We start from the raw sequence: 24,273 nt of genomic DNA, 5'->3' as shown, positions 1-24,273 counted from the left end.
GTGATTGCTTCGACTGTCAAGGCCGCCGTCTACCTCCGTATCTCGCAGGACGCGAACGCGGACGGGCTCGCCGTGGACCGCCAGCGTGGCGAGTGCCTGGCGCTTGCTGAGGCCCGGGGGTGGACAGTGACCGAGGAGTTCAGCGACACGGTGTCAGCCAGCAAGCGGGCGGTCGCCCGGCCCGCCTATGACTCGATGTTCGCCGCCTTCGAGGCTGGCCGTTTTGACGCCCTCGTGGTGTGGGACCTGGACCGCCTGACCCGGCAGCCCCGGCAGCTGGAGGACTGGATTGAGCTTGCCGAGACGCGCTCCGTCCTCATCGTCACCGCGTCCGGCGAGGCCGACCTCACTACCGACAACGGGCGTCTGTTTGCCCGCATCAAGGCGTCTGTGGCCCGTGCGGAGATTGAGCGTAAGGGCGCCCGGCAGCGGGCAAAGAACGTGCAGAACATCGCGCAGGGCCGACCCGTGCCCGGGCGTCGGCGGTACGGATACGAGTCCGGCAACCTCACGCCTCGCGAGCCCGAGGCTCAGGACGTACGGGACCTCTTTACTAGTGCGCTCGCGGGCGCCTCGCTCCGCTCCCTCTCCGTGGCACGCGGGCGCCGGACCCGGTGGGTGCGGGAGGTACTGAGCAATAAGGCGTACGCGGGGTGGGTGCAGCACCAGGGCGTGTACTCCCCTGGCGTCGTCACGCCCCTCGTCTCGCTAGAGGAGTGGGAGCGGGTGCAGCTGCTGCTGACCGACCCGACCCGTAAGACCACGCCCGGTCCGACGCCGCGCCACCTTATGTCCGGCCTGGCATCGTGCGGTGTCTGCGGGGCGCACCTCTTCTACATGCGGGGCTACTTGTGCAGCGCCGCCGCGGATCACGTACACATCACCAAGGCGTTGCTGGACACGGCCGTCTCGGATGAGGTCTTCATGTGGGCAGTCAGCACGGACAGCACGCAGACCGACAGCGCCGCGCTGACCGACCTACTGCGGGAGCACGCGGACGTGGAGCGGCGGCGGGAGGCAGCGCAAGACCTCTTCCTCCTGCCCGGCGCTAACCGCGCCTCGGTGGCCAGGACGCTTGCCAGCCTCGGCAAGGAGTCCGAGCGGATCACGCGGCTGATCGACCAGGAGCGGGCGCGGGAGTCGGTGTCTGACATCCTCGGGGCCGTCCGTGGTGCGTGGTGGGATCGCCGGTTTGAGCGGGAGTACACGGAGCAGGAGGAGGCAGCTGTCAGCGCGTGGCCCGAGTTCTGGGCAAGCCTCGGGCTGGACCGGCAGCGGGAGGTTGTGCGCTCCCTCTTCTCGGTCAGGGTGGACAAGGGCCGGGGGCCGGAGCGGGTCAGCATCGAGCACGTGTGACCCGCTCGCTCGGCTCATGCGGCCTTGGTGAGTTCGCCCAGCTGAGCCTGCCACGGCCGTAGCTCGCCCAGGTCCTCCGGCGCCGCCTCAATGGGCACCAGCTTGGGCGCCTCGCGACCCTGCACCAGGGTGGTGCTGTAGGTGTAGGGCAGCGCGTCCGTGAACAGCTGAGGTACGGGCGTCAGGATGCGGGAGCAGGCCCAGCCCTCGGCCTGGCGGGTCCACACTTCCGCGTCAGGCAGCAGCGGTGTGGAGGAGCGGACGAGGGTGCGCCAGCGTGGTTCGGTCAAGATCGTGTGCGTCATTGTAAGGGTCCTTCGGTTGGTGAGCCCCGAACAGGGGTGGTCCCACCGTAAGGCGAGCAAGTTTCGATATCTACGGTATGATTAGGCCATACTTAGATGGGCGCACGAACCCGGCCCAACCCCACATATTGATGGTTACCCTTTGGTAGAATAGAAGAAGAGCCAGACGCACATTCCCGAGGTGGGCCGTCTGGCTCTTCTTTTTGCCTAAATGCTGTATACCCTATTAGCGAGGGATTGTTAGACAATCGGAGCACTCAGCTGGAACAACGGCATTTTAGTTGGGCCGGACCTTATTAGGATTCCATTCTTTACGCAATCTCCTAGGTACCGCGTTGCAGCCTGATACTGGCTCGTGTCTTCCATATCACCCATGACCGCGCGTAGCTCAGTCCCCTTCACCGGTTCGCCAGAATCCAACAGCGTGAGCATTGCCAGCCAACGCGGGTCTGACTGTGCCTTCACTGCTGCGCCCGTAAACTTGACAATCGCAGACTCGGCATGCCCAACCACGGAGAATCCTTCGAGCTTGATCGGCTCGCCGTCCTTCTGCTTCCCGCCGTCACCGGCAAAGGTCGAAAGGGTGAAGCCCGAAGATGTGCCCTTCGCCATAATCAGCGTGTCGGCGTTGTCACGGATCGTGGTCGAACCGCGGGCCTTCGTGGCCTTAGCGTCGGTGTGGTGAATGACCAGCACAGACGCACCCTCTCGGGCGTCACGGATGCGCTTAGCTGCGTGCAGCGCCATCTTGGGCCCGGTCTTGCCTGCGCCGTTCTCGTCATCAAAGCCGCCCAGCTGCGAGAGCGTGTCAATGACGATGAAGTCATACCCGCCCGAGCGCACTAGCTCGGTCAGCCGGTCCACGCTGCGTTCATTGCTGAGGTTCACGCCTGCCTCTAGGTAGGTAATCGAGTCCGGGTCCGGAGTCAGCTTGTGTGCGTCGTCCCACGCCCGTACCCGGACACCGAAGGCGCCCGCACCCTCTGCGATCACATACAGGCAGCGGCCCCGAGCTACGGCCCGGTGATTCCACTGCGTGCCGGTGGCAATGCGCCGGGTCCAGTCGATAGCGAGGAAGGACTTGCCGAGCCCGCCAGGTGCGGCGAGCACGGCAACCGTGCCCTTCTGTACCAGGTCCTCAATCCACCACTCCGGCGCGGGCCTGTCGTGAATCTCCGCCTCAGAGATGGGCACCAGGTCCGTGTCCCCCTCTAGGAAGAGGTCCAACGCCTCCTCGGCAAAGTGGTTGTTCATGCGCTGCTGGAACGCATTGAGCACACCGCTGCGGAATTCGTTTGCGTTGTCAGACTTAGACGTACGCAGGTAGTGGATGAGGTCGGTTAGGTCTTCAGCTGAGTACTGGGTCAGATCGGGCAGCTGGACAGAGGCTACGTCGCTCATCGAACTACCGCCCAGGTGCCGGACACTGCGTCCAGCGCTACGGCAGCGGAGGAGTCAGTCTCGGTAATTTCTGCGACCTCATCAAAGAGCTTGTCGCTGTATACCACGGTATAAGGCAACTTCGCTTCGAGAGTCCGACGGCTTGCGTAGTAATGCTGCTGGAAGACGTTGAAGTCATCGGGCGTGAGCGGTACCGAGATATTCGGTGCGCCTCGGTCCTCCGGGTCCCGGAACAGTCCGAACGCGATAACGGGCAGCGCCTCGCGTAGTCGGCCGTCGCGGCTTGTCTCGACTTCCTCAAAGATCGCTACGAGAGGCAGGGTTGTTGCGGTGATTTCTACGAGTGTGTAACTCATTGTGTGGGTGCTTTCTTTAGCTGTGATTTGGTGTGCCACTTGTGCGGCTATAACCATTGTGACAGAAACTCACACGTGTGTGTTGGAGTAAACAGAGAAAGTATGCGGGGTCAATCCAGCGAGCTATGAATCGTATGAACGAACATGAATGATTATGAATCTATGAATACATGAACCAACGCGCTCAAGTCCTGCGTGTATATAGGGGTGTATATGAGCCCTATAAACATGCCCGTTTGTATAAGGAAAGGCCCCAAAATCCGCGTGTTTCCGCGGATGGTGGACTATATACAGGCCTATATACGCTTGCCCCCCTACACACGTAGTGTAGGGGGGGGGCGCATAGTTCTGTGTATATGCGGGGCAGTCTGGGCTCGGCTGAAAAACTGTTGCGGTCCGATTACAGCAATTACGTTTCTCAAACACAAGTGCTGTAATACGTGAGATAATATACGTATGGCTAAAACATGCAACGCAGAGGGGTGCGATAAGAGCACGCCTAAAGCAGGCGGCACCCTCTGCTCCATGCACCACATGCGCGCATGGCGAGCGTTGCAGCCCAAGACGCCCGTTGTACTCACGACCGGCGAGACCTCCTACCGAGAGGCGCATCACAGGATCGCGCGCAGGCAAGGAAAGGCGAGGGACCAGCGCTGCGTTGGCTGCGCCGGACAAGCGGTCCACTGGTCCTACAACGGCGGCTCCGAGCAGGAGCAGACAGAGCTAGACAAGAACGGTAACGCGCTAAGGTACTCCGGCAATCCGGATGACTACAGCCCCCGTTGCGTCACTTGTCACAAGTTCTACGATATGCGGTTGGCGGTGCTCAATGAGCGTCCTCTATAACTACTTCTACCGCGTGGCACTTGAGGTAGAGCAGCGCTACCTACAGCGGGAGGACGAGTGAGCCAACATCACCGCTCGGGGCTATGGACCTCCACGCATTCGAGCATGTGGCGTAAGCGGCTGGCACCAGGGATACAGGACCGCATCTGCACCAAGTGTGGTCACGCGATAGGCCAGCGACTATGGGACGTCGATCACATCATCAGCATTGCCATTGCCCCCGAGCTAGCGCATGACCCGTCCAACATCGGGCCAGCACATCGCCGGTGCAACAGGAGTGCAGGTGGCAAGGAAGGCAGGGCTAAGCAAATGGGTAAGGCCAAGGTAGTAAGAGTAGAGGAGCAAGGACTATGGGAATGGTAGAGAAGGAGAACACACATGGCTAAGGCAGTAGGCACAGGCACGATCACTACAGGCAGTGGGACCTATCAGGTATCCATCGGGTCCACGCACGGTGGGCAGCTGACCCTGCGGGTGGTGGCAGCAGCGCTGCACCGGGCACCGGGTGTGGTGGACAGCGCCATGCTCAGCAGCAAGGCACACGCACTATCAGTAACAGACGAGGAGTGAGCATGGCTGAGACACAGCAGCACTGCCCTAAGTGCGGAGTAGTAGTGGCTCGCGTTGCCAGTGACAAGGGCATCACTGTTGGTTGGGATGCGAGCGAGGCACACGAGAGTACACACAGTGAGTGAGCGACCAAGCAAGCGGGTGACGCCCGCTATCGAGTCGAACGAAAGTTCGAATGACCCAGTTTTTGAGAAGGCCGCTGTACCCCCGCCTGCGGTCAGCACTTATTTTCTCCCAGATGCCTGGGATGCGGACGAATACGGCTCCACTCGTCCCCTATTCGTATCTTCGTTCGAACGATCCGAATTGCTGAGAGACGAATTCCTCTTGGGGTGTCAGTACCTCGGCCTTGACGGCAAGCGCAAATCCGTCATGCCGCACCAGTTCGTGATTGCGGACGCGCTCAACGCGACAAAAGAGAACGGCCGTCCTCTCAACCGCACCAACGTGCTGGGTATTCCCCGACGAGGCACTAAGTCAACATCGGTCTTTGCCCTGGGCCTGGGCCGCTGCCTGTCCCGGGACGGCTATCTGTTCGCGTTCACAGGGCAGAACGGACTGAAGGCGCGTGACCGATTCCTCCGCGATATCGTCGCGCCTCTAGAGCGCCTATTCCCCGACGCCGATACCCGCCCCTTCCGCATCAATAGGGCACGCGGTGGCGAGAAGATCACCTTTGACAACGGATCGCTGCTCGCGGTGCTGCCGCCCATCCCTGACAGCTGGCGCGGTGACGCCTGGGACCTGGTGTTCCTGGACGAGGCACAGAAGCACGAGCCCGAGCTAGCGCGCGAACTAATCACCGCGATTAGCCCGACGTTCCTCGGCCGTCCTGAGGCGCAGCTGGTGATCGCCGGTACCGCAGGACCGCATCGGAGCGGGCTGCTGTGGGACTCGCTAGAGCGCGGCCGGGCTGGCGAGATTGGGATAGTCGAGTACGCAGCGCACCCGGAGACGCCCATCTACGACCCCGACGAGGACGAGGACACCACAGGCACCCACGCGGACCCAGCCGTCTGGGCCACCGCCCACCCGCGCCTGACGCACGACTTCGACCCGGACGACTTGACCGAGGACTTCCGGCAGATGAGCACGGCCGAGTTCTGCGCCGAGTACCTGAACATCTGGCCGACCTCGGGAATGTCCACATTCCTGAGCGCCGAGAAGTGGGACAAGTGTCGCCTTGAGAACGCGACTCCTGAACTACCTACACGCTTCGCGGTGGCCGTGGCAGTCCACCCCGAGCAGCGCAGCGCCTCCATCGTTGCCGCATTCCGAGACGAGAACGGCCTTGCCCACATCGGCCTATTGGACCACCGGAAGGGCACGCGCTGGGTTGCTCCTCGGCTGTCCGAGCTCGCCGGCAAATATAAGCGACAGCTTATGCCTGTTCTCTACGACAAGGCTAGCTCGCCGGCTCAGGTTGAGATTGAGGCGCTGGCACGCATGACGCCGCGCCCCAAGCTGGCACCGCAGGGCTGGCCCGAGGTCAGCACCGCAGCCGGACTCTTCGTCAAAACGTTGGACGCTCAGGCGATCCGGCACTACGACCAGCCCGCCCTCAATGACGCTGCACGCCTGACCATCAAGCGCGGGACTCGCGGGTCCTCACGCTGGGCGTTCGGCCGCAAGGAACCCGGGGACGATATCACACCGATTGAGGCAGCTTCTTTGGCGCTCCGCTATTACGACGATAACCCGGTAAAGGAATCCGGAGGCGTTTACTTCGGGTAATCCGTAACAGTTAGAAGGGCTCTGCATCCGCACTACGGCGCGGATGTAGGGCCCTTTTCCATTTATCACTAGTCAAGAATTCCATCACACTATAAGTAATGGCATTCCTTGACCTCTTCCGAAAGAACAACCGACCGGATTACCTAGCGGGCCCGGCCGGTTTCTCTGGCATCAATTCGCCACTTGCGAGCACTGAGGCATTGCAGCCCGCGCTTGCGTGGAATGACTGGCTACAGGTTGGCAGTCCTACTGTCCTCAGCCGCGCTGCTGCACTACAGGTGCCCGCCGTCTCCAAGGTCCGCAACGTCCTGACCTCCACGATTGCGCCGCTGCCTCTCCGCGTCCTCAACAAGGACGGCATCTTGCCAGAGCAGCCCAGCTGGGCCTATCGCACAGACGGCGCAGAGACGCCCTTTAACCGGATGTTCCACATCGTTGAGGACCTGATTTTCGACGGCCTGTCTATCCTCGCGGTTGAGCGCGGCACTGCCGGTCAAGTCCTCCGCATGGCTCACGTGGACCGTGGCCGGGTAGGACAGGACGGTAAGGGCAATCTCCTCATCGACGGCAGCCCCGTTGACGAGGACGCAGTGATCTTCATTAACGCTCCGTACAACGGCATCTTGAAGGACGGCTCCTCCACTATCGCTGGCGCCCGTGACTTGGAGCTTGCGTGGCAGGGCCGCAGCCGTAACCCGATTCCTCTGGTCCACATTCAGCGTGACGACACCGAGGCCGAGATTACCCCGGCCGAGCGCAAGGCGCTTATCGACGGTTACCGGGCTGCACGCCGCGACGTAGACGGGGCGATCCTCTTTACCGAGGGTGGCTACACCGTCACCGCGCTAGGCACCGCAGAGGCAAACCTCTTCGAGAGTGGCCGCAATGCCGCGACCACCAGCATTGGCCAGCTTGCCAACGTCCGGGCCTCCATGTTGGACGGCACGCTCGCGGATTCTAGCTCCCTTACCTACATGACTTCCGAGGGTGAGCGCTCCGCATTCCTGGTCTTCGATATCCCCTTCTACACGACCGTGATTGAGCAGCGCCTCTCACAGGACGACGTGGTACCCGCCGGTCAGCGCGTGCGCTTTGACATGACCGGACTTCAGACAGTCAACCCGCCTGCAACCGGCGCTCCCTTGGAGGACTAATCATGACCGATATCCAGATTGAGAGTGGCGAACTTCACGCTACCGAGGAGCCCCGCACTTACCGCGGAACGCTGCTCCCGTGGGGCGTCGAGGGCCAGACCAACCTTGGCCGTCTGACCATCAATCGCGGCACGCTCACCATTCCTCGGTCCCCCGAGGCAATGGCTATGACCTACGACCACAACGCGACTAACCCCGTTGGTCGGATCACGCATCTAGAAGACACGGATACCGGCCTCATTGCCACATTCCGCGTAGCCGACACGGACGAGGGCGACACCCTACAGGCCGAGATTGCAGACGGCACACGTCGCGCCGTCTCCGTGGATGTGGCCGAGGTCCGCACCCGCGGCGGTGTCCTCGTCTCCGGCCGTCTCTACGGCGCTGCATTCGTGCCTAAGGGCGCCTTCCCGGGTGCCGAGCTACACGCAGCCATTGCCGACATTGACGAGGCAGAGGAGACACCGGAAGAGGCCTCCACCAAGGACTTGCTCATAAGCATTCGCGCCAACGTCTCGGAATTCAAGACCGGCGTTTATGACGCACTCGCGACAATCGAGTCCCGCCTACCGACCACCGAAGAGGCCGAGCCCTCCGAGGAAGTAACACCAGAAGAACCAACCACTAACCCAGAAGAGGAAGAAACCGAAATGGCAAATGCAACTGCCCCCGACACACTGGCAGCCGCTGCTGCCGACCACTCCGTACGCGGAGTTCTCGACCTAATCACCCGCGCTAAGGGCAATGACCGTGACGCACGCGCTGAGCTAGAGGACCTGTCTTCTAGCCAGACTCTGCACGCTGCTTTGGGTGACATCAAGTATGACACCGCTAACAGCCTCGGCTCCGGCGTTGTCCAGACAAACTTTGTTGGCGAGCTATGGAGCGGACGCCGTTACGAGCGGAAGTTCATTCCCCTTCTCAACTCCGCCCCGCTGACCGCTCTTGAGAACAAGGGGTGGAGGTTTGTCAACAAGCCCGTTGTTCAGCCCTGGGCCGGTAACAAGACCGAAATCGGTAGCTCCTCCGCAACCGTTGAGAGCTACACCTACAAGGCAGTCCGCTGGGCACACGGTGTTGACATTGCACGTGAGTTCTACGACTTCAACGAGACTGGCGTAATCGGCCGCTTCCTTGAGCTAGTCGTAGACAGCTACGCAGAGGTCAGCGACACCTACATCTTCAACGAGGTTAAGAACGCCGCCACAAAGCTTGCCGGTGGTACTACTGCCAGCTACGGAACCCGCTCCCCCGGCGTCTCCAAGATTCTCCAGGCTATTCGCTCCATTGACGATGCACGCGGTAACGCCAGCTTCGCCGTTGTCGCTCCTGACGTCTTCGATGAGATTCTCTTCTCGCAGGACAAGGACAAGCTTCAGTACGTCTCTGGCGAGATGGGCCTCAATTCCGGAACCATCTTCGGCCTGAACTTCGTCCGTCACTCCGGCCTTGCTGCCGGTCAGGTCCTCGTCGGTGACAAGAACGCCGCAACCGCTCAGGAGCTTGCCGGTTCGCCTATCCGCGTCTCCGCAATCGACCTTGTGAAGGGTGGAATTGACGAGGCAGTCTTCGGATACATGGCAGCCCGCATTGACTCCCCTAAGCACATCGTGCTTGTTAGCAACCCTGCCTAATACCGCTAGTACCGAAAGGAGGCGCCATGACCGCCGAATCCGCATTGCCTGATAACGACGCCGCTTCTGCGCTTGGCGCCTCCTCTCCCGTGGTGCCCGTCCCTCTGGACGGCCGTATCGCGGGCCTCATCGACTCCGACAGCCTGACCCGCGCAGCAGTGCGCGCGCAGGCTGCTGAGGGCGCTGTAGGTCCCGAGGGTCCCCGTGGTCCGCAGGGCCTGCAGGGGCCACAGGGTCCGGCAGGCGCCAACGGTGTAGCCGGTGCCAAGGGTGACGCGGGACCCGTAGGACCGCAGGGTCCCGCGGGCTCCAAGGGTGACGCCGGATCAGCCGGAGCTACAGGCCCCACCGGTCCGCAGGGTCCGCAAGGACTGACCGGCGCAACCGGTCCGGCCGGTCCTACGGGACCCACCGGCGCAGCCTCCACCGTTGCCGGGCCTCAGGGTCCGGCCGGTGCCAAGGGTGACACGGGCGCTACCGGCCCGCAGGGGCCCACCGGTGCCACGGGTGCAGCGTCCACCGTTGCAGGCCCCACAGGCCCGCAGGGAGCCACTGGACCTCAGGGGCCCAAGGGCGACACCGGCACGGCCGGAGCAGCAGGAGCCACGGGACCACAGGGTCCCGCAGGCAGCACGGGAGCCGCGGGAGCTACTGGTCCGGCCGGAGCAGCGGGAGCCTCGGGCGCCTCTGTGCAGACCGTGGCGCACGGCGACAACGCGAACCTCATCCGTCCTACCTCCGCAGCGCCGGTGGTCTGGGTAGGCACTGTCCAGCCGGTCGCAATGATTGACGGCGACATTTGGCTAGAGGCCGAACCTCTGGCTGCACCTACTCCGCCTACTGACTTCGTACACCGTTACGAGGCCGTGGACTTCACCGTCTCGGACGGGTCCACTGTCACCAGCTGGGCCAACCGAGTATCCGGAGCGCCCGCATTCGCAGGCTCCGGAGGCGTCACGTTCAAGAACACATCCGGTCTAAAGCGCCTCGTCTTTGACGGCGTGGATGACAAGATGGATGCCGCCATTTCGACTACCGCGCAGCCTTACACAAAGATCGTGCTAGCTCGCTATGTCACGGCTACTGCATCTCGCGTGCTTATCGGTGGAACCTCGGGCGTTGCGAACATCGCGACTAACGGGTCTAGCAAGTGGAGCATGACTAACGGCACCACGCTGAACCACTCGTCCTCCGTGAACACGTCATGGAACGTCTTTACCTCGGCCAGCAATGGCACGTCGTCCAGCCTCGCGGTTGGCGGAGTAGTGGTAACGGGTGACGCCGGGACCAACGGTCAGACGGGCCTGCGCCTCGCAGCTAACGGCACGCTAGCCACGTTCACCAACGTGGAGATTGCCGCCGTCTTCGTCTACCCGCGGATACTCAGCAGCGCCGAGCTTGCCGCGACGACTAGCTACTTGCAGTCCACCTACCCGGGCACCATCTAATGGCCGCGTTTCACGGGTACGCAACGGCTATGCACGTCATGGCGGGCGGAGTGGTCCGCAAGCTAAAGAGCTTGCAGGCCAAGGTTGTTGTGCCTACGCCTCTCGCTCAGTGGAATTTCGACCAGAGCGCAGCGCCCTTCCTGTCTACGGCCGGTGACCTTCCGCTCACGCAGGCAGGCCCCGGCACGGCAACCCGGGTGACTACGCCTTTCGGGACGGGTATCGACTTCGCAGGCAACAGCTTCCTCCGCCTGGACTTGTCCGCTGTCGGTCGGCTGAACATCGGCAAGACCGGCAATCAGGTAACCGTAGCTGCCTGGGTCAACCTCAATGACACCAACGCGGGATTCATCGGCGGTTGCTGGCAAGAGGACAACACGGACCCGCGCCGGTCTTACGGGCTCTTCTATGACCTCAACACCTACGGCGGAGACGAGAAGGCGAACTTTCATGTAAGCCGGGACGGCAAGCCGACACCCGGCTATCCGTTCAGCCGGGACTACGCAGCCTCCAACCAGAGCTTTACCCGAGGCGTCTGGCAGCTGCACGTTGGCACCTATGACGGATCGCAAGTCATCTCGTATCTCAACGGCATTGCGGAACGTTACCCCAACTACACAGACCCGCTAGGCAACACCTACTCCAAGAATCCATACGCCTTTGCAGACGGGCTGAACGGGACACCCTGTGACTTCACGGTCGGCGCAGTAGAGCTAACGGCCGGTCCGGGTAACTACATGATCGGGCAAGTAGCCCGTCTCCGCGTGTGGGACAAGGCACTTACGCCTCAGCAAGTCCTAGCAATCTACAACTCCGAGAAGGGAGTGCTCGCATGATTGGACCCTACTTCGAGGGCGACATTCCGTCACAGTCCGCAGTCATCGAATTGAACCGCGGTCCGGATGACGCCGACCTCAGCATCTTTGATAGCGCCGAGGTCACGGTTTACAACAGCTTTGAGCCCGAGGGCACCACGCTTGCGGGCGTTGTTGACGGTGACGAAATCATCGTGGCCTGGCCCGAGGATCGCAGCCTCTTCACAACGGATGGGGTATACACCCTGGCCGTCACGCTAACCAGCATCATCGGATATCGCGAGCGCGCCGAGGATGTGTACTTCGTGGTCCAGAACAACGAGCGGGACGGCTGGCACACGCTGGGCTCAGCCCGGCGTGAATGGTCCAGCGGTGGCCCCTCGGACGACGTGCTGCTGTGGACGCTACTCCACGCAGCGCGCGCGCAGTGCGAGGAGTACGCACCGACTCTCGGCTACGGCGAGATGCCGCCCGCCACATGGCGCACGGCGCAGCTTATGCAGGCACGGGCGATCTTCAACGCTGCCAAGCAGGACCCGTCATTCGATCCGACAGGCGACCTCGTCTTTACGAGTCGGCCCAACCCCTTGGACAAGTTTGTCCGCAACATTCTTCGACCTCAGAAGGCGGTGGGATTCCTTGGTTAATCCACGTCAGTACCTCGCCGGCGAGCTAAAGCCGCTACTTCCTAAGGGATGGAAGATCGTCCCTCACGCTGTCGCTTTGGACACTATCTCCGAGCCGGTAGTGAAGTTGCAGCAAGTGAGCGTGCAGCCCACAGCCAGTGCGCCTTTGTCTTACCATACCGTAACTATTGCAGTCATCATCATTTCGCCTATCACCAACGCCGATAACGCCGAGGACTCGGTAGACGAGATGGTCAACGAACTGCTCTTTGCGCTAGACGAGATTCCTAGCCTCAGCTGGACCGAGGCAACAAAGGACCTGTACGGCGACTCCAACCTCGCATACCGCGTAGATATCGAAATCAACATTCAAAAGAAAGGCTAACCGCCATGGCTACTATCTCCTCTACTCCACTCGTAATGAAGAATGCAACCTTTAAGGTTGGCGCCGATAATTACGAGGCCGCTATCTCTAGCGTCGTCTTCACACCCTCCGCGGACACCGTGACTTGGCAGGGCCTTACGCCCGCGTCCTCGTACCGCAACCAGTCCTCGGCCACGTGGGAGTGCGCTATCACGTTCTTGCAGGATTACAGCAACTCCGCGTCGCTAAGCCGATACCTCTTCAACAATGAGGGCCTGACTGTCAACGTCGAGTTCGTCCCGGCAGCGGGCACCGGTGCAACAAAGATCACGGCATCCGTGATCCTGCTACCGGGTCAGATCGGTGGAAACGTCAACGCTATCCAGGAGGCCACCGTCACGCTCGGTGTATCCGGAAAGCCGCAGATCGTCTAATGCTGAGAATTGACGTCAATAGCTCCCGAGAGTTGCAGGCAACTATCTTGGCTATCCGTCAATCTCGCACGGATATTCAGAAGAACATCCGCCAGCAGACCAAGAAAGTAGTTCAGCCTGAGTTCCAAAAGGCAATGGCGGAGCGGGCTAACACGCGGTTGGAACACCGCGTGTTAGTCGCCACCGCCCGCGTCAAAGTCTCGAACCAGAACGTCACGCTCAGTACCGCAAGCGTCGGGCGAAAGCTACAGGGTGGACTACTCCCCCGAGAACAAAAGCACGTCGTGGAATTCGGTGCGGACCGTGAGAAGAAGACCACATACTATGCCCGCAGTAGTAAGGGCAAAGACTACAAGGTCACCCGTAAGACTCGAATGCAGTTCAGGCCTCGCAAGCGGACCGGTTACGTGTTCTACCCAGCAGTAGCGGAGATTGTCCCGCGTATAGCCAGCCTATGGGTCCAGACAACCGTTTATACATTCAACACCGCCCTAGAGAAAGGTTAGGCAATGCCTAAGGGAATTGAAATCAGCATTGCCGCGAATACTCGCGACTTTCAAAAGGGAACAAAGGATGTCGAGAAGAGTCTCGAAAGAGTCCAAGACTCGCTAGAGGACTTGTCCCGCACTGCCCAGCAGGACGGCGACAAGATGGGCGACAACCTCGGGGACGGTATCAAGGAGGGCGCTAAGAAGGCCGAGACGGCTACCGAGAAGCTAGAGAAGAGCTTTAAGGAAATGGCCGACGTTGCCAAGCGTGAGTCCCGAAAGGCCGGTGACGACGTTGGCGACAACATCAAGCGCGGCACAAAGGACGCAGAGCGAGGCCTAGACGACTTCAAGGATGAGTCAGCCTCTACCGCCCGTGAGGCAGCAGCGAGCTTCGACGGGTCCGCTGAGTCCATCGGTGACGCGTTCCAAGAGGTGGCCGCTAACGCGCTCGCGGGCTTCGGTCCCATCGGTGCTGCCGCCGGTATTGCGCTCGCGGTCGGTGTGGGCCTCGGCTTTGCCGAGATTCAAAAGCGCGCCGAGGAGCTAGAGGAATTTACGTCGAACATGTTTGACGACATGATCGAGTCCGGTAACCGGTATGCCTCGGCAGAGTTCATCAATTCTCAGGTCAAGGACATTATCTCCGACGCAAGCAAGATGAACGAAATCCAAAAGGAGTCCGAGGCTATCGGCATCTCCCTGCAGACGCTTATCCGCGCCCGCGCAGGAGACCAGGACGCGCTCAATGAGGTACTGACCACAGAGAACACCCGGCACCAGGAGGCCCTAGACAAGATGCACGAGCAGGGCCTTGCCGGTTCCGTGCTGAAGCAGGCCGCGCAGGAGGAGAACGCTCTTCACGAGCGCACGGTTGCTGTGTACGGAGAGGTCGGCGGAGTCATCCAAGACAACATCAATAAGCACGGCCTCTACAACTCAACCGTGGTCACTGGTAATGCTCGCCTGGACGAGACAAACCTCAAGATTGCGGATGCAGCCAGCAAGTGGAGCGGTATCCAGAACCGCGTCATCAAGCTGGACGTAGACGATTCGCCCCTCGTGGCAGCTATCAACCGGCAGCAGAACCGGACCATCACGCTCAACGTTCAGGGGCAGATTACAAAGATTGGGCAGCAGGTGTGGTAAATGGCTACAACTATCTTCAAGGGTCAGGACGTCATCCGTCCGCTGTTGGTACTCGGCTTTGGGTCCGACCGTGAGATGCGCAGTATCACGCACACGATCATTGGCAAGGATGAGGCCGTGGTGACGTACAGGGCACCGGGGCTACGCACCGGTACCCTGTCCCTTCTCTTCGCCACGCTCGCGGACGCACAGCGTTGCGAGGCTATCCACTCAACACCCGGTGTCTTCATCCTTTCTGACCCCGAGGTCCCGGGTATTGAGTTCGGATACATTCCCGTTGGCACCGCACGCCTAGAGCTTGACTCTGGGTCGCGTAGGGCGTGGACATACACGGTCGATTACGTCGAGCAGTTGGGTATCTAATAATGGCTGACCTCTTCAAACTATCAACACGGGCACAGCTTGTCCGTGCAATCGGCAATGTCGAGCTACCCGTAGTAGACGGCTCCGTCACTCTGGACGAGGGATGGGCGCCGTACATCAAGGCTGTGCTCACTGTGGCCGTGGACACTGATTCAACCGAGGACCTGGCCGAGCTACTTGACCCGCGTCTAGGCCCGCGTCTGCTGGTCACTCTTACGCGGACGAACCTCTACACCGGAGAAAGCTACGCGCGCATCTTTGACCTGGGCCTGCGCTCCCGAGAGATTGACGCGAGGACCGGCGAGATATCGCTAGGCCTCACGAGTGACGAGGCGTTGCTTCAGACGTGGGCACGGACTACCGAGCCGCTGACCTACAACAGCACGTCCGCCATTGCGGCCGTGAAGTCTGCCCTCTTCACCGTGCTTCAGCAGACGCCGCAGCTGTCGATTGACTACTCCACCGTGCCGCAGATCACGCGGAGGAACCTGTTCCCTAACCCGAGCCCGTCCGGCAACGGGTCGATCAGTACGTCATCCGGCGCGGTCGGAACGGTTGTTGCACAGAACCCGCTAAACCCCGGGGACGCTCTGCGCATCGTCCCTCGGGACCAGAACACCGCAGACACGGAAAGCTACGCGAGCCTCGGTGGTGTGGCCGGAAACCTGCGCCTCGGCATGGAGGCAGGCAAGACCTACACCTTCTCGGCTAACACCTTCATGGAGTTTGCTTACAACGGCGAGAAGGCAGACAACGCCTTCCGCATTGTGGCGTACACAAAGGTACCGAACCAGGACGTTGAGGAGACCTCCTCGGATGAATTCACGCCGGGAAAGGTGGAGCGCCAGTACGTCACGTTTGACGTGCCCGTGGGCGCGACGGAGGCGTATATCCGCATCTACCACGGTGGCGTACTCGGCGGGCGAGTGCCCGCCGTCTATGCAAATAAGTTCCTCTTGGAGCAAGGCAATGCTGAGCGTCAGTACTTCTCCGGCGCGTACTCCATCGGTAACCAGCCCCCCGAGGTTGTCTACTCGTGGGAGGGCACAGCCAACAACTCCGTCAGCCGTCTGGTCGAGCTTGCCACTACCGGTGACAATGAAATGACTTGGCAAACCGGGGACACTGCATGGGACTTCATCTCTCCGCTTATGGAGGCAGCGGGCCTTCGCCTCTTCTGTGACGAGCAGCGCAAGTGGCGTCTCGTAGATAGCAGCTACCAGGTACCCGGCTCGGTACGTATTGCCGAGGGGTGGAACCTCGTAGGCGCAGCGGACGTTATCGACGCGGACGGCGAAAGCTGGTTTGACTCCGTGGTCATTCGCTATTCGTGGACTGACCAGTACGGCGAGTCATGGACGGACGTGGACGTATACGCTCCGCGCGGATATCGAAAGACTCTCGTGCTGGACCGTACGTCACCGCGGGTCAAGGGTGCAGCGCGTTACATCCTCTCCCGTCTTCTGGGTCGAGGACGGACCCTCTCACTAGAGGCCGTCTCGGACTTTGCAGTCACTCCCGGGTGCGAGATTGTCGCCTCACTCCCGGGCACTGTCCCGGTAGTGGGTCGGCTTATGGGCGTGACCTTCAACCTCGGGACGGACGAAATGTCGATTGGTACTAGAGGCGTATTGGATACGCCTCTAGAAGCCTGGACCCTTGTCCCCGAATCCACTACATGGGCCAACGTGAGCGCTAGCGCCACCTGGCAGAACTTTGACAACAGCTAACTAAGGAGAACAATCGTGGCAACAGGAGATGCAGCAGCAGCAGCAGGACTAGTAGTAGTCCCGGCAACCGAGAGCGTCCGAAATGGAGCTACCCGGCTCAATCAGCGCGGCGATGAAATCGCGGCCGTCATGGGGCGCGTGGGCAAGCTAGAGAACCGGCAGCGCGTCTGGCAGTTCCCGCGCACGGGAAATGATAATGACTTTTGGGCGGCGAACACGTGGGGCAACGGCGCTACCGGCGTCATCGCCAACGCGCCAGCCGGTGAGTACCTGATCGACAGCACGTCCGTCTACGGCGCAGCCGCGGGCGGGGACTACATCTTCCGCTTCGAGCTACAGGTCAACGGCACACGCGTAATGGAGTTCCGCTCGGACGCGGACAACAAGGTCCGCCCGCTCAGCTACCCCTTTTCCTACGTGCACAGCGGCGGGAACCTCTCGGTCCTGACCCGCCTGTTCGCACCGAGCAACGTGGACGGGTACATCGAGCGCCGCGGTACGGGGGTCCGCGTCACGTACCTCGGGGCCCGGTGACCCTGCCGGAGGCGGTGCTCTGGGTGGTCGTGATCGGCACGCTGGCCTGGGCCGTGAAGCCGCCCAAGGAGTAGGTGCACGGGGGCGGTGCTGCTCTGGCCGTTGCTGGCGCGGCGTCGATGGCCCCCCTGGGCCCGAGAGGTTAGTGCTTCAGCCATGAGTCGGGCATCCCGACACGCCGTAGCGTGTTGTACACAGTGAACGGGATCCTTCTGTCCACACCTGTGGATGGTCCGTCCGGATCCGCGTCCTTCCGCGGTTCCACAGGCTCCGGCCTGTGGATGAACGGGGGAGGAACCGGTGGATAACTACATAGCTGTAACTACTACGTCTAGTGGGCCGATCCTGGACTACACCTGGACGGTAAGTTAGGCGGTGCCGAGCAAGGCGGGGTCCTGCAAGACCCCGTCTGTCCCGCTCGGCACCGTCGTCCGCGCGTTCCACGGACTTGAAGTTGATATGAGGTCAACTTGCTGATTCGCCGTTCAACAGATCCGCCGCCCATGAACACCGACCAGACCGCTGTTTCATCCAGCGGTGCCAGCCGGACAGAGCCTGCGGCGCTGTCTGACCCAGCAAAAGTATCACGCAATCGTGGGCTCATGGACTACACATCACTGAGGGTTCAGGAGACAGCGGGATACCGCTACCTCGTGTCAGTCTGCGTCCTCTGCGACGAGGCGCCCAGCCGCTGCACCTGCTGAGGTGACCGAGGGGAGGCAGGGCAACCTGCCTCCCCTTGCGTGTTTCTGGGCGACGCATACATTGACCGTACCTGTGCAGGAATCGCCAGCGGGTGGGCGTTGTGCCCGGCGGGACCTCCGTCGCGACGGCGCAGCCGGGGGTGGCGATGATGCGGTGGAGGAGGTCGGCGTGAGCCGTCGGGTAGAGGCGGTCCGCTCCCCCGGCGAGGAAGGCGACCGTCCGGCCTCCGGAGCCGAGGGCGGCGCGGTGGGCGACCGCGTCGATCCCGAAGGCACCGCCCGAGACGACGGAGACGCCTCGCGCCGCGACGCCCGCGGCGAGCTCGGCGGCCACGTGCTCGCCGTAACCGGTCGCAGCGCGGGCGCCGACGAGGGCGAGGCGGTGCGGCGGATCGAAGGCGGCGGGATCACCGCGCAGCCAGAGCAGGAGTGGCGCGTGCGGCCCGAGGTCGTCGAGCGACTCGGGCCACACGGGAGCCCCGGGCAGGAGCAGCCGGGCGCCGAGTCGCTCGGCGATCTCGAGACGTCGGAACAGGAGCCTGCGGTCCAGGCGCGGTCGCCAGCGCGCCAGCCCCGACTGGAGCGCGGCGACCTCGGAGTCGAGAGGCGCGAGCGCCCCGCCTCCTTCGTCGGAGGGAGCGCGATGCGGGGGCGCGAGGATCTCCTCCGCGGACGACGAGGACACGACGTGGGCGAAGGCCTCGGCCGCGCCGACCCTCTCGATGAGGAGGGCGGCGACGGAGTCGCCGGGCTCGGTCAGCGAATTCCAGGCGCATCGGGCTGCAGCGTCGACGAGCGCGCTCCGAGCACAGCCGGACTCGCCCGAAGGCTCGCCGTCGGCAGCCGAGTCCTGATCGGCTGAACCGCTCGGCAGCAGTCGACGAACGGCGTCGAGCTCCGCGGCGTCGAAGAGCGCGTCGGGCCGGATCACGCGGCACCCCCACGGAGGACGAGCGCGCGCGCGAGGTGGGCGGCACTCGGCCGGTCGGCCGCGTCGAGGTCCGCGAGCGTCCAGGCCAGGCGCAGGACCCGGTCGTAGCCGCGCATGGTCACCAGACCTCGCTCCAGAGCCCGGTCGAGCGTGCGGGACTCGGCACTGGTCGGGCGCACCGCGTCCGAGCGCAGCCAGGCGCCGGAGACCTCCGAGTTGAGCGTCCACGGAGTGGAGGCGAGGCGAGCCGCTGCGAGGGACCGCGCCGCGGCGACACGCGCGCGGGCCTGCGCCGTCGACATGCCGGACGTGTCTCGACGTGCGGCCAGCTGAGCCGCGCTGATGCGGCGGACCGTCAGGCGGATGTCGACGCGGTCGAGCAGCGGTCCGCTGAGCCGCGCGAGGTAGCGGCGGCGGACCGAGGGAGCACAGGTGCAGGTCTCTCCGGGGATGCCGAAGCGGCCGCACGGGCACGGGTTCGCCGCGAGGACGAGCTGCACCCGCGCGGGGAACTCGGCGACGGCGTTCGCGCGGTGGATGCGGATCACGCCGGATTCGAGCGGCTGGCGCAGCGCATCGAGGGCGACGGACGAGAACTCGGGGGCCTCGTCGAGGAACAGCACGCCCCTGGTGGCGCGGGCGACCGCGCCGGGACGGATGCGGCCGCTGCCCCCGCCGACGATCGCTGCCGACGAGGCCGAGTGGTGCGGACTCTCGAACGGCGGCCTGCGCACCAGCGCGCCACCGGTCGGCGCTCCGACGAGCGAGCGCATGCAGGTGGCCTCCAGCGCGGCGTCGTCGTCGAGGTCGGGGAGGATGCCCGGCAGGCGCGAGGCGAGCATCGTCTTCCCGGCGCCGGGAGGCCCGAGCAGGAACACGTGGTGCCCGCCCGCCGCCGCGACGACCATCGCCTCGGCCGCCTCCTCGTTCCCCACCACGTCGGAGAGGTCGAGGCGGGCCTCCGGCTCGGACACCGTCGCAGACGGCGGCGCGGCCTCGGGGAGCACCGGCACTTCCCACTCGGCTCCGTGCCAGACGGCGGCCGCCGCCAGCGAGGAGACCGCGATCACCTCGACGCCGTCGACCAGCTCCGCCTCGAGGCGGTCCTCGACGGGGACCATCACGCGGCGCCTGCCCTCGCGGGCGGCCGCGAGCACCGCGGGCAGCACGCCGGGGACGGAGCGCAGCCGGCCGTCCAGCCCGAGCTCCCCGATGTGGACGACCGCGGCGACCGACTCCGCATCGACCTCACGGAGCGACGCGAGCGCGGCCAGCCCGATGGCGAGATCGAAGGTGGAGCCGTGCTTGGGCATCGCGGCCGGCGAGAGGTTCACGGTGATCTTGTATTCGGCGATGGTGCTGCCGGAGTTGATCGCCGCCGAGCGCACCCGCTCCTTCGCCTGGGCGAGCGCGGCGTCGGGCAGGCCGATGATCACCATGCCCGGGGTGCCGTCGGCCGAGTGGGCCTCCACCCCGACCACGGCTCCCGCGAAGCCGACGAGACCGACCGCGGAGGTCCTCCCCAGGCCCATCAGGCCACCGCCCGCAGGTGCCGGATCTGCGACGGGACTCCCCCGGGAGCGACGATGCCGACCGCGTCGATCCGCAGATGCCGGGAGCGCTCGTGGTGCTCGTCGGCCCAGGCGTAGGCGAGTCGGCGCAGGCGCTGCGCCTTGGCCCGCGTGATGGCCTCGACCGGCAGTCCGAAGCGCGTCGACGAGCGCGTCTTCACCTCCACCACGACCAGTGCCGACCCGTCGCGGGCTACGATGTCGAGCTCGCCCTCGCGGACCCGCCAGTTGCGGTCGAGGATCTCGAATCCGTTGTCTCTCAGGTGCGCCGCCGCGATCTCCTCGCCGCGCCGCCCCAGTTCGTCCTTGTCCATGCGTCCTCCTGCCGGAAGCGTGCCGGAGCAAAGGGGCGCGCTGGGCGGCTGAAAGCCGGATCCGGGGAGAGCGGGCAAGAGTGGCAGATGTGGAGGGACGTCAGATGATCGCAAGACGTCGCTTGCGGCAACTCCTCGATCCGCAACTTAGGAGAGAGCCGGGTGGCTCGAACTGTCTCATGATACTTTCGAGATCGGCGATTCGCTGTTTTGGTTAGCTTCTGCCCATCGAGCGTGGACTCTCTCGACGACTCGAGATCCTTCCGGAAGAGCTGACCGCCGTTGACGCCTTCCTAGCTCGGCGAGCGGGCGGCGGAGAACGCGCCGGTGCAGCCGATATTTGTTATCCGTGATGAGGATGGTCTCTCGACCGGTGTCGACTGGGCCGGGCGGCAGACGCTCACAAAGAGCTCGATAGTCGTGGCGATCGAAATATCAGTGTTCAGAATACGCTCGACGGCTACCGCGAGCCTGCGGCAGCCCGTGGCTGGACTGTCGCCCTCAAGTTCAAGGATCTGCCCACGTCAGTCTTCAAAAAGACGGTTACGCGCCCTGCCTACAACGATCTGGTCGCTGCCTTCCGTTCCCGTGATTTCGATGCCCTCCTCTGCTGGGATCTGGACCGCCTTACCCGGCAGCCGCGCCAGCTGGAGGACTGGATCGACGCCGCGGAGGATCGCGGACTGCTCATCGTGACCGCCAACGGCGAAGCCGATCTGAGCACAGACGGCGGCAGGCTGTTTGCGCGGATGAAGGCGGCCGTCGGCAAGGGCGAAGCAGAGCGCAACTCGGCGAGAGTAGAGAGGAACGTCCTCGCTCGCCAGGAGGCCGGCCGCTGGCACGGCGGGCAGGTACCGTTCGGGTACCAGCGCGGCGACGACGGCATCGTGCCTGACCCTGCTGAGACTGGCCTCGTGGCCGAGGCCTCGCGTCGACTTCTTGCCGGGGACACCATGTACGGCATCACGCAGGACTGGAACGCGCGGAAGATCAGCACTCGAGGCGGGTTCCACTGGCGTCAGGCCAACCTCCGGGCAATCCTGACGAATCGGACCCTGATCGCGGAGACCAAGTCCGGCGCGGCCGCTCAGTGGGATCCGATCATGGACCGGCGCACGTTCGATCGCCTCGCGTCGCTCTTCAGCGACCCCTCGCGGAAAGTCACCCACTCCCCCGGAGTGAAGGGAAGCAAGTACTCGATGGCAGGGGGCCTCAGTGTCTGCGGCCGGTGCGGCAAGCGCCTCATCACGTCCATGCAGCACGGACGCCCGGCGCTGAAGTGCACGAAGATCGTGAACGGAGACGATGCCTGCGGAAGCATGGTCATCGGCCACGACGAACTCGAGAGCTACGTCTTCGACGTCGTGACCAAGTCGCTGAACGAGAAGAACCCGCGCCTACGAACCCGTCTCGCTGAGCAGGACCCGGCAGACGACGCGAAGATCACCCAGCTGGAAGCGCACCGCGATGACCTTCGCGACCAGAAAGCACGCGCGGACGACATGTTCATCCGAGGAGCCCTGTCAGAGCGGGAGCACTCTCAGCACGCCGAGCGCATCCGACAGGAGACGGACGCGACGACACAGAAGATCGACGCACTGCTCGGGACATCCATCGTGAGCGACGCCATCGCGGACGGCCTGGACTGGCGCTCCTGGTCCCCCGAGCGTCGCCGCAACTTCCTGCGCGCGCTGATTCAGCGCGTCGAGGTGCACGAGTTCCCGAAGGGCATGGGCAGCTACGTACGCCGGCGCTCGAGCGAGTCCTCGGAGGAGTTCGCGGAGCGGAAGCTCGTGCATCGGGACGAGCTCCTGGGACAGCGCGTCGTGATCGTCAGCTGACTTACTCCTTCGCGTCCCAAGGGAACATCTGTGCCATCAAGTCCTGGACGTCTCGATTATCTCGGTGAACATTCGCTGCGATTGCAGCCGAAACCCACGGCGCGGCTTTCTTGGACTCGACAGCGCGGTTGAAATCCTCCATTTCTCCAACTCGGAGTATATAAATTCCAAGTAGTGCGAGTTCGGCCAAGAACGCATCGGCAGCGATTGTGGAAGCGTTATCACGAATTACCGAAGTCCCACCGTGTTTGACAACCTCCCAATCAGAGATGTTGTTCCGCAGCCAGCCTCGAAAAATCCCGTAGTTCGTATGCATCTCAGTACCCCAAATACCTCCGACAGCCTCGACGAGTGCGCGCACCTCGGATCGCTCGTTTACCAGGTCGAAGTCCGCGATAACTTTTACCTCCACATCCAGACGTCGAAGGGCGCTCACCGGCTTCTGCATGTTCTGTTTCCCACCAGTAGGGATGAACATAACTTCCGAAGCCCCGTACCGACGCCCGAGCCGAGCGGCATGCTCATCGAGCGCGGCGGAGAAAAAACGGCAATCTGCATCGCCTTCACAAACGACAACTGTCTGATGGAAGAGCCCGTCGAGCACATTGGAGTACCGGAGCGTCGGGTCACTCCATGCCTCGTCAACTCCGGTCGCGTCTAGCGTGGCAAATCGCGTTTTGCCCTCAGGGCGAGAGATTCGCACGAAGGTCGCCTCTGTTCCGGCCGTCTCCTGGAGGATGCCCAGTACAAGATCTTTACTGTGCGTTGCCATCAGAATCTGCAGATCTCGCTCTTGAGCTATACGAGCTACTAGGCCACCTAAAGCTCGCGCTTGCGCCGGATGCAGAAAGGTTTCCGGCTCGTCGAAGAGAAAAACTTGAGCCGGGTCCGTGAGAAGACGAAGCACGATTCCCATGAACGCCTTGACGCCGTCTCCTTGCGACTCAAGAGGAGGCAGAGCCAAGGTCGCTGCAGTGTGCTCGGGAGTCGGGCTGTCGATTAGCGGCACCGTGATCGACGGGTCTACGAGACCGAACCGAAGACGGGGATTCAGGTTCACGCGATCATAGGTGAGCCCGCTTCCGAAGTAGTCGAGACTCAGCTGAGAGAGCTTTTTGGTGATGGTCCCGTCTAGGTGCAACTTTCGTCCTGGTCCCCAATTACCGCCGTGAGGACTGTATTCGGCGCTGGCAAAAGAAGTCGATTCGGACGCGCCGACACGCCTTACGACGTAGTCAGCCCAGCCCGAAAGTCCAGTGCCGCTTATTGCGAGCATATTTAGAGCTGACCAATCCCGCGAAGTCTGCCCCCAGGACGTGTACTGATTGTATTCGTTCCGCTCAAACTTGCTTTCGATCCAAGACTTCAGCTCTTCCTTCGAGTAAGCGTCCTCATGAAGATCTAAAGCCGAAATCGTCACGACCTCTTCGTACGTGGAGCTACTACCATGGATCTTGGTATGCAAATCCCGTATGAGCCGAGACTTCCCAACGTTGTTTCCTCCGACGATGCAAGTCACCCCCTTCTGTGGCAGAACGACGGTCTGCCCATCTGCTGAGGTGATCGATGCGATGCGGAAACGAAGGTCGCCCATGGTCCGAGCAT

General features: G+C 62.7%; 22 protein-coding genes. 15 read left to right on the top strand and 7 right to left on the bottom strand.

Annotation, left to right across the window (positions count from 1 at the left end; all coding sequences use genetic code 11):
- Nucleotides 1-1,356, top strand: coding sequence for a recombinase family protein (locus C5C56_RS06210; protein ID WP_104319263.1), 1,356 nt, complete (start codon nucleotides 1-3; stop codon nucleotides 1,354-1,356).
- Between the two features lie 14 nt (nucleotides 1,357-1,370).
- Here the strand turns inward: C5C56_RS06210 and C5C56_RS06205 are convergent, their stop codons facing one another.
- The 3 genes from C5C56_RS06205 to C5C56_RS06195 form a co-directional block, all read right to left on the bottom strand.
- The gene (locus C5C56_RS06205) at nucleotides 1,371-1,646 is read right to left on the bottom strand and encodes a hypothetical protein (RefSeq protein ID WP_146086455.1); all 276 of its coding nucleotides are present in this window, start codon (nucleotides 1,644-1,646) and stop codon (nucleotides 1,371-1,373) included.
- A 255-nt stretch (nucleotides 1,647-1,901) separates the two neighbouring features.
- On the bottom strand, nucleotides 1,902-3,062 hold the full coding sequence (locus C5C56_RS06200) for an AAA family ATPase (protein ID WP_104319262.1): 1,161 nt from the start codon (nucleotides 3,060-3,062) through the stop codon (nucleotides 1,902-1,904).
- Nucleotides 3,059-3,418: a hypothetical protein gene (locus C5C56_RS06195; protein ID WP_104254959.1), complete on the bottom strand. Its 360-nt coding sequence runs from the start codon at nucleotides 3,416-3,418 to the stop codon at nucleotides 3,059-3,061. Before C5C56_RS06195 ends, C5C56_RS06200 begins: the two co-directional genes overlap by 4 nt.
- A 951-nt stretch (nucleotides 3,419-4,369) precedes the next feature.
- On the opposite strand from C5C56_RS06195, the gene C5C56_RS18470 reads away from it, so the two are divergent.
- The 13 genes from C5C56_RS18470 to C5C56_RS06130 all read left to right on the top strand — a co-directional run bounded on the left by C5C56_RS18470 (nucleotide 4,370) and on the right by C5C56_RS06130 (nucleotide 17,307).
- Nucleotides 4,370-4,627, top strand: coding sequence for an HNH endonuclease signature motif containing protein (locus tag C5C56_RS18470; protein WP_104319261.1), 258 nt, complete (start codon nucleotides 4,370-4,372; stop codon nucleotides 4,625-4,627).
- A gap of 348 nt (nucleotides 4,628-4,975) precedes the next feature.
- On the top strand, nucleotides 4,976-6,568 hold the full coding sequence (locus tag C5C56_RS06185; RefSeq protein ID WP_146086453.1) for a hypothetical protein: 1,593 nt from the start codon (nucleotides 4,976-4,978) through the stop codon (nucleotides 6,566-6,568).
- A gap of 98 nt (nucleotides 6,569-6,666) precedes the next feature.
- Complete coding sequence (locus C5C56_RS06180) at nucleotides 6,667-7,722, top strand: phage portal protein (RefSeq protein WP_104319259.1); 1,056 nt, start codon at nucleotides 6,667-6,669, stop codon at nucleotides 7,720-7,722.
- 2 nt (nucleotides 7,723-7,724) lie between these two features.
- Nucleotides 7,725-9,356, top strand: coding sequence for a hypothetical protein (locus C5C56_RS06175; protein WP_104319258.1), 1,632 nt, complete (start codon nucleotides 7,725-7,727; stop codon nucleotides 9,354-9,356).
- Nucleotides 9,357-10,222: 866 nt separating this feature from the next.
- Complete coding sequence (locus tag C5C56_RS18125; protein ID WP_219813875.1) at nucleotides 10,223-10,804, top strand: hypothetical protein; 582 nt, start codon at nucleotides 10,223-10,225, stop codon at nucleotides 10,802-10,804.
- Nucleotides 10,805-10,833: 29 nt separating this feature from the next.
- Nucleotides 10,834-11,640 (top strand): LamG-like jellyroll fold domain-containing protein, encoded by an 807-nt coding sequence (locus C5C56_RS06165; protein WP_181137565.1) that lies wholly within the window; start codon nucleotides 10,834-10,836, stop codon nucleotides 11,638-11,640.
- Nucleotides 11,637-12,266 (top strand): hypothetical protein, encoded by a 630-nt coding sequence (locus C5C56_RS06160; protein WP_104319255.1) that lies wholly within the window; start codon nucleotides 11,637-11,639, stop codon nucleotides 12,264-12,266. The genes C5C56_RS06165 and C5C56_RS06160 overlap by 4 nt, the downstream gene beginning before the upstream one ends.
- Before the next feature lie 76 nt (nucleotides 12,267-12,342).
- Nucleotides 12,343-12,630 (top strand): hypothetical protein, encoded by a 288-nt coding sequence (locus tag C5C56_RS06155; protein ID WP_146083136.1) that lies wholly within the window; start codon nucleotides 12,343-12,345, stop codon nucleotides 12,628-12,630.
- A gap of 5 nt (nucleotides 12,631-12,635) precedes the next feature.
- Nucleotides 12,636-13,043 carry a hypothetical protein gene (locus C5C56_RS06150; RefSeq protein ID WP_104254968.1) on the top strand — a complete coding sequence of 136 codons (408 nt, stop codon included), beginning with the start codon at nucleotides 12,636-12,638 and terminating at the stop codon, nucleotides 13,041-13,043.
- Between the two features lie 509 nt (nucleotides 13,044-13,552).
- A complete protein-coding gene (locus C5C56_RS06145; protein ID WP_104319253.1) occupies nucleotides 13,553-14,680 on the top strand; it encodes a hypothetical protein in 1,128 nt (375 codons plus the stop codon).
- On the top strand, nucleotides 14,681-15,043 hold the full coding sequence (locus C5C56_RS06140; RefSeq protein ID WP_104319252.1) for a hypothetical protein: 363 nt from the start codon (nucleotides 14,681-14,683) through the stop codon (nucleotides 15,041-15,043).
- A gap of 2 nt (nucleotides 15,044-15,045) precedes the next feature.
- A complete protein-coding gene (locus tag C5C56_RS06135) occupies nucleotides 15,046-16,773 on the top strand; it encodes a hypothetical protein (protein ID WP_146086452.1) in 1,728 nt (575 codons plus the stop codon).
- Nucleotides 16,774-16,788: 15 nt separating this feature from the next.
- The gene (locus C5C56_RS06130; RefSeq protein ID WP_146083138.1) at nucleotides 16,789-17,307 is read left to right on the top strand and encodes a hypothetical protein; all 519 of its coding nucleotides are present in this window, start codon (nucleotides 16,789-16,791) and stop codon (nucleotides 17,305-17,307) included.
- 600 nt (nucleotides 17,308-17,907) lie between these two features.
- Here C5C56_RS06130 and C5C56_RS06125 read toward each other — a convergent pair.
- From C5C56_RS06125 to C5C56_RS06115, 3 genes are read right to left on the bottom strand one after another with little or no spacing between them, the layout of a single operon-like run.
- Nucleotides 17,908-18,942 carry a DNA-protecting protein DprA gene (locus C5C56_RS06125; RefSeq protein WP_258065594.1) on the bottom strand — a complete coding sequence of 345 codons (1,035 nt, stop codon included), beginning with the start codon at nucleotides 18,940-18,942 and terminating at the stop codon, nucleotides 17,908-17,910.
- Nucleotides 18,939-20,474: a YifB family Mg chelatase-like AAA ATPase gene (locus tag C5C56_RS06120; RefSeq protein WP_104319250.1), complete on the bottom strand. Its 1,536-nt coding sequence runs from the start codon at nucleotides 20,472-20,474 to the stop codon at nucleotides 18,939-18,941. The genes C5C56_RS06125 and C5C56_RS06120 overlap by 4 nt, the downstream gene beginning before the upstream one ends.
- The gene (locus C5C56_RS06115) at nucleotides 20,474-20,827 is read right to left on the bottom strand and encodes a YraN family protein (RefSeq protein ID WP_104223901.1); all 354 of its coding nucleotides are present in this window, start codon (nucleotides 20,825-20,827) and stop codon (nucleotides 20,474-20,476) included. Before C5C56_RS06115 ends, C5C56_RS06120 begins: the two co-directional genes overlap by 1 nt.
- Nucleotides 20,828-21,207: 380 nt before the next feature.
- Between C5C56_RS06115 and C5C56_RS18270 the strand changes: the two genes are divergently transcribed.
- Nucleotides 21,208-22,668 (top strand): recombinase family protein, encoded by a 1,461-nt coding sequence (locus tag C5C56_RS18270; protein WP_104319249.1) that lies wholly within the window; start codon nucleotides 21,208-21,210, stop codon nucleotides 22,666-22,668.
- Nucleotide 22,669: 1 nt separating this feature from the next.
- On the opposite strand, the gene C5C56_RS06105 is transcribed toward C5C56_RS18270, so the two are convergent.
- Nucleotides 22,670-24,262, bottom strand: coding sequence for an ATP-dependent endonuclease (locus C5C56_RS06105; protein WP_146086450.1), 1,593 nt, complete (start codon nucleotides 24,260-24,262; stop codon nucleotides 22,670-22,672).
- Nucleotides 24,263-24,273: the final 11 nt, after the last annotated feature.

Source organism: Rathayibacter sp. AY1D1 (assembly GCF_002932635.1).
Taxonomy (GTDB): domain Bacteria; phylum Actinomycetota; class Actinomycetes; order Actinomycetales; family Microbacteriaceae; genus Rathayibacter.
Note: the sequence above shows the minus strand (reverse complement) of the source record. Positions and strands in the feature narration are given on the sequence as shown.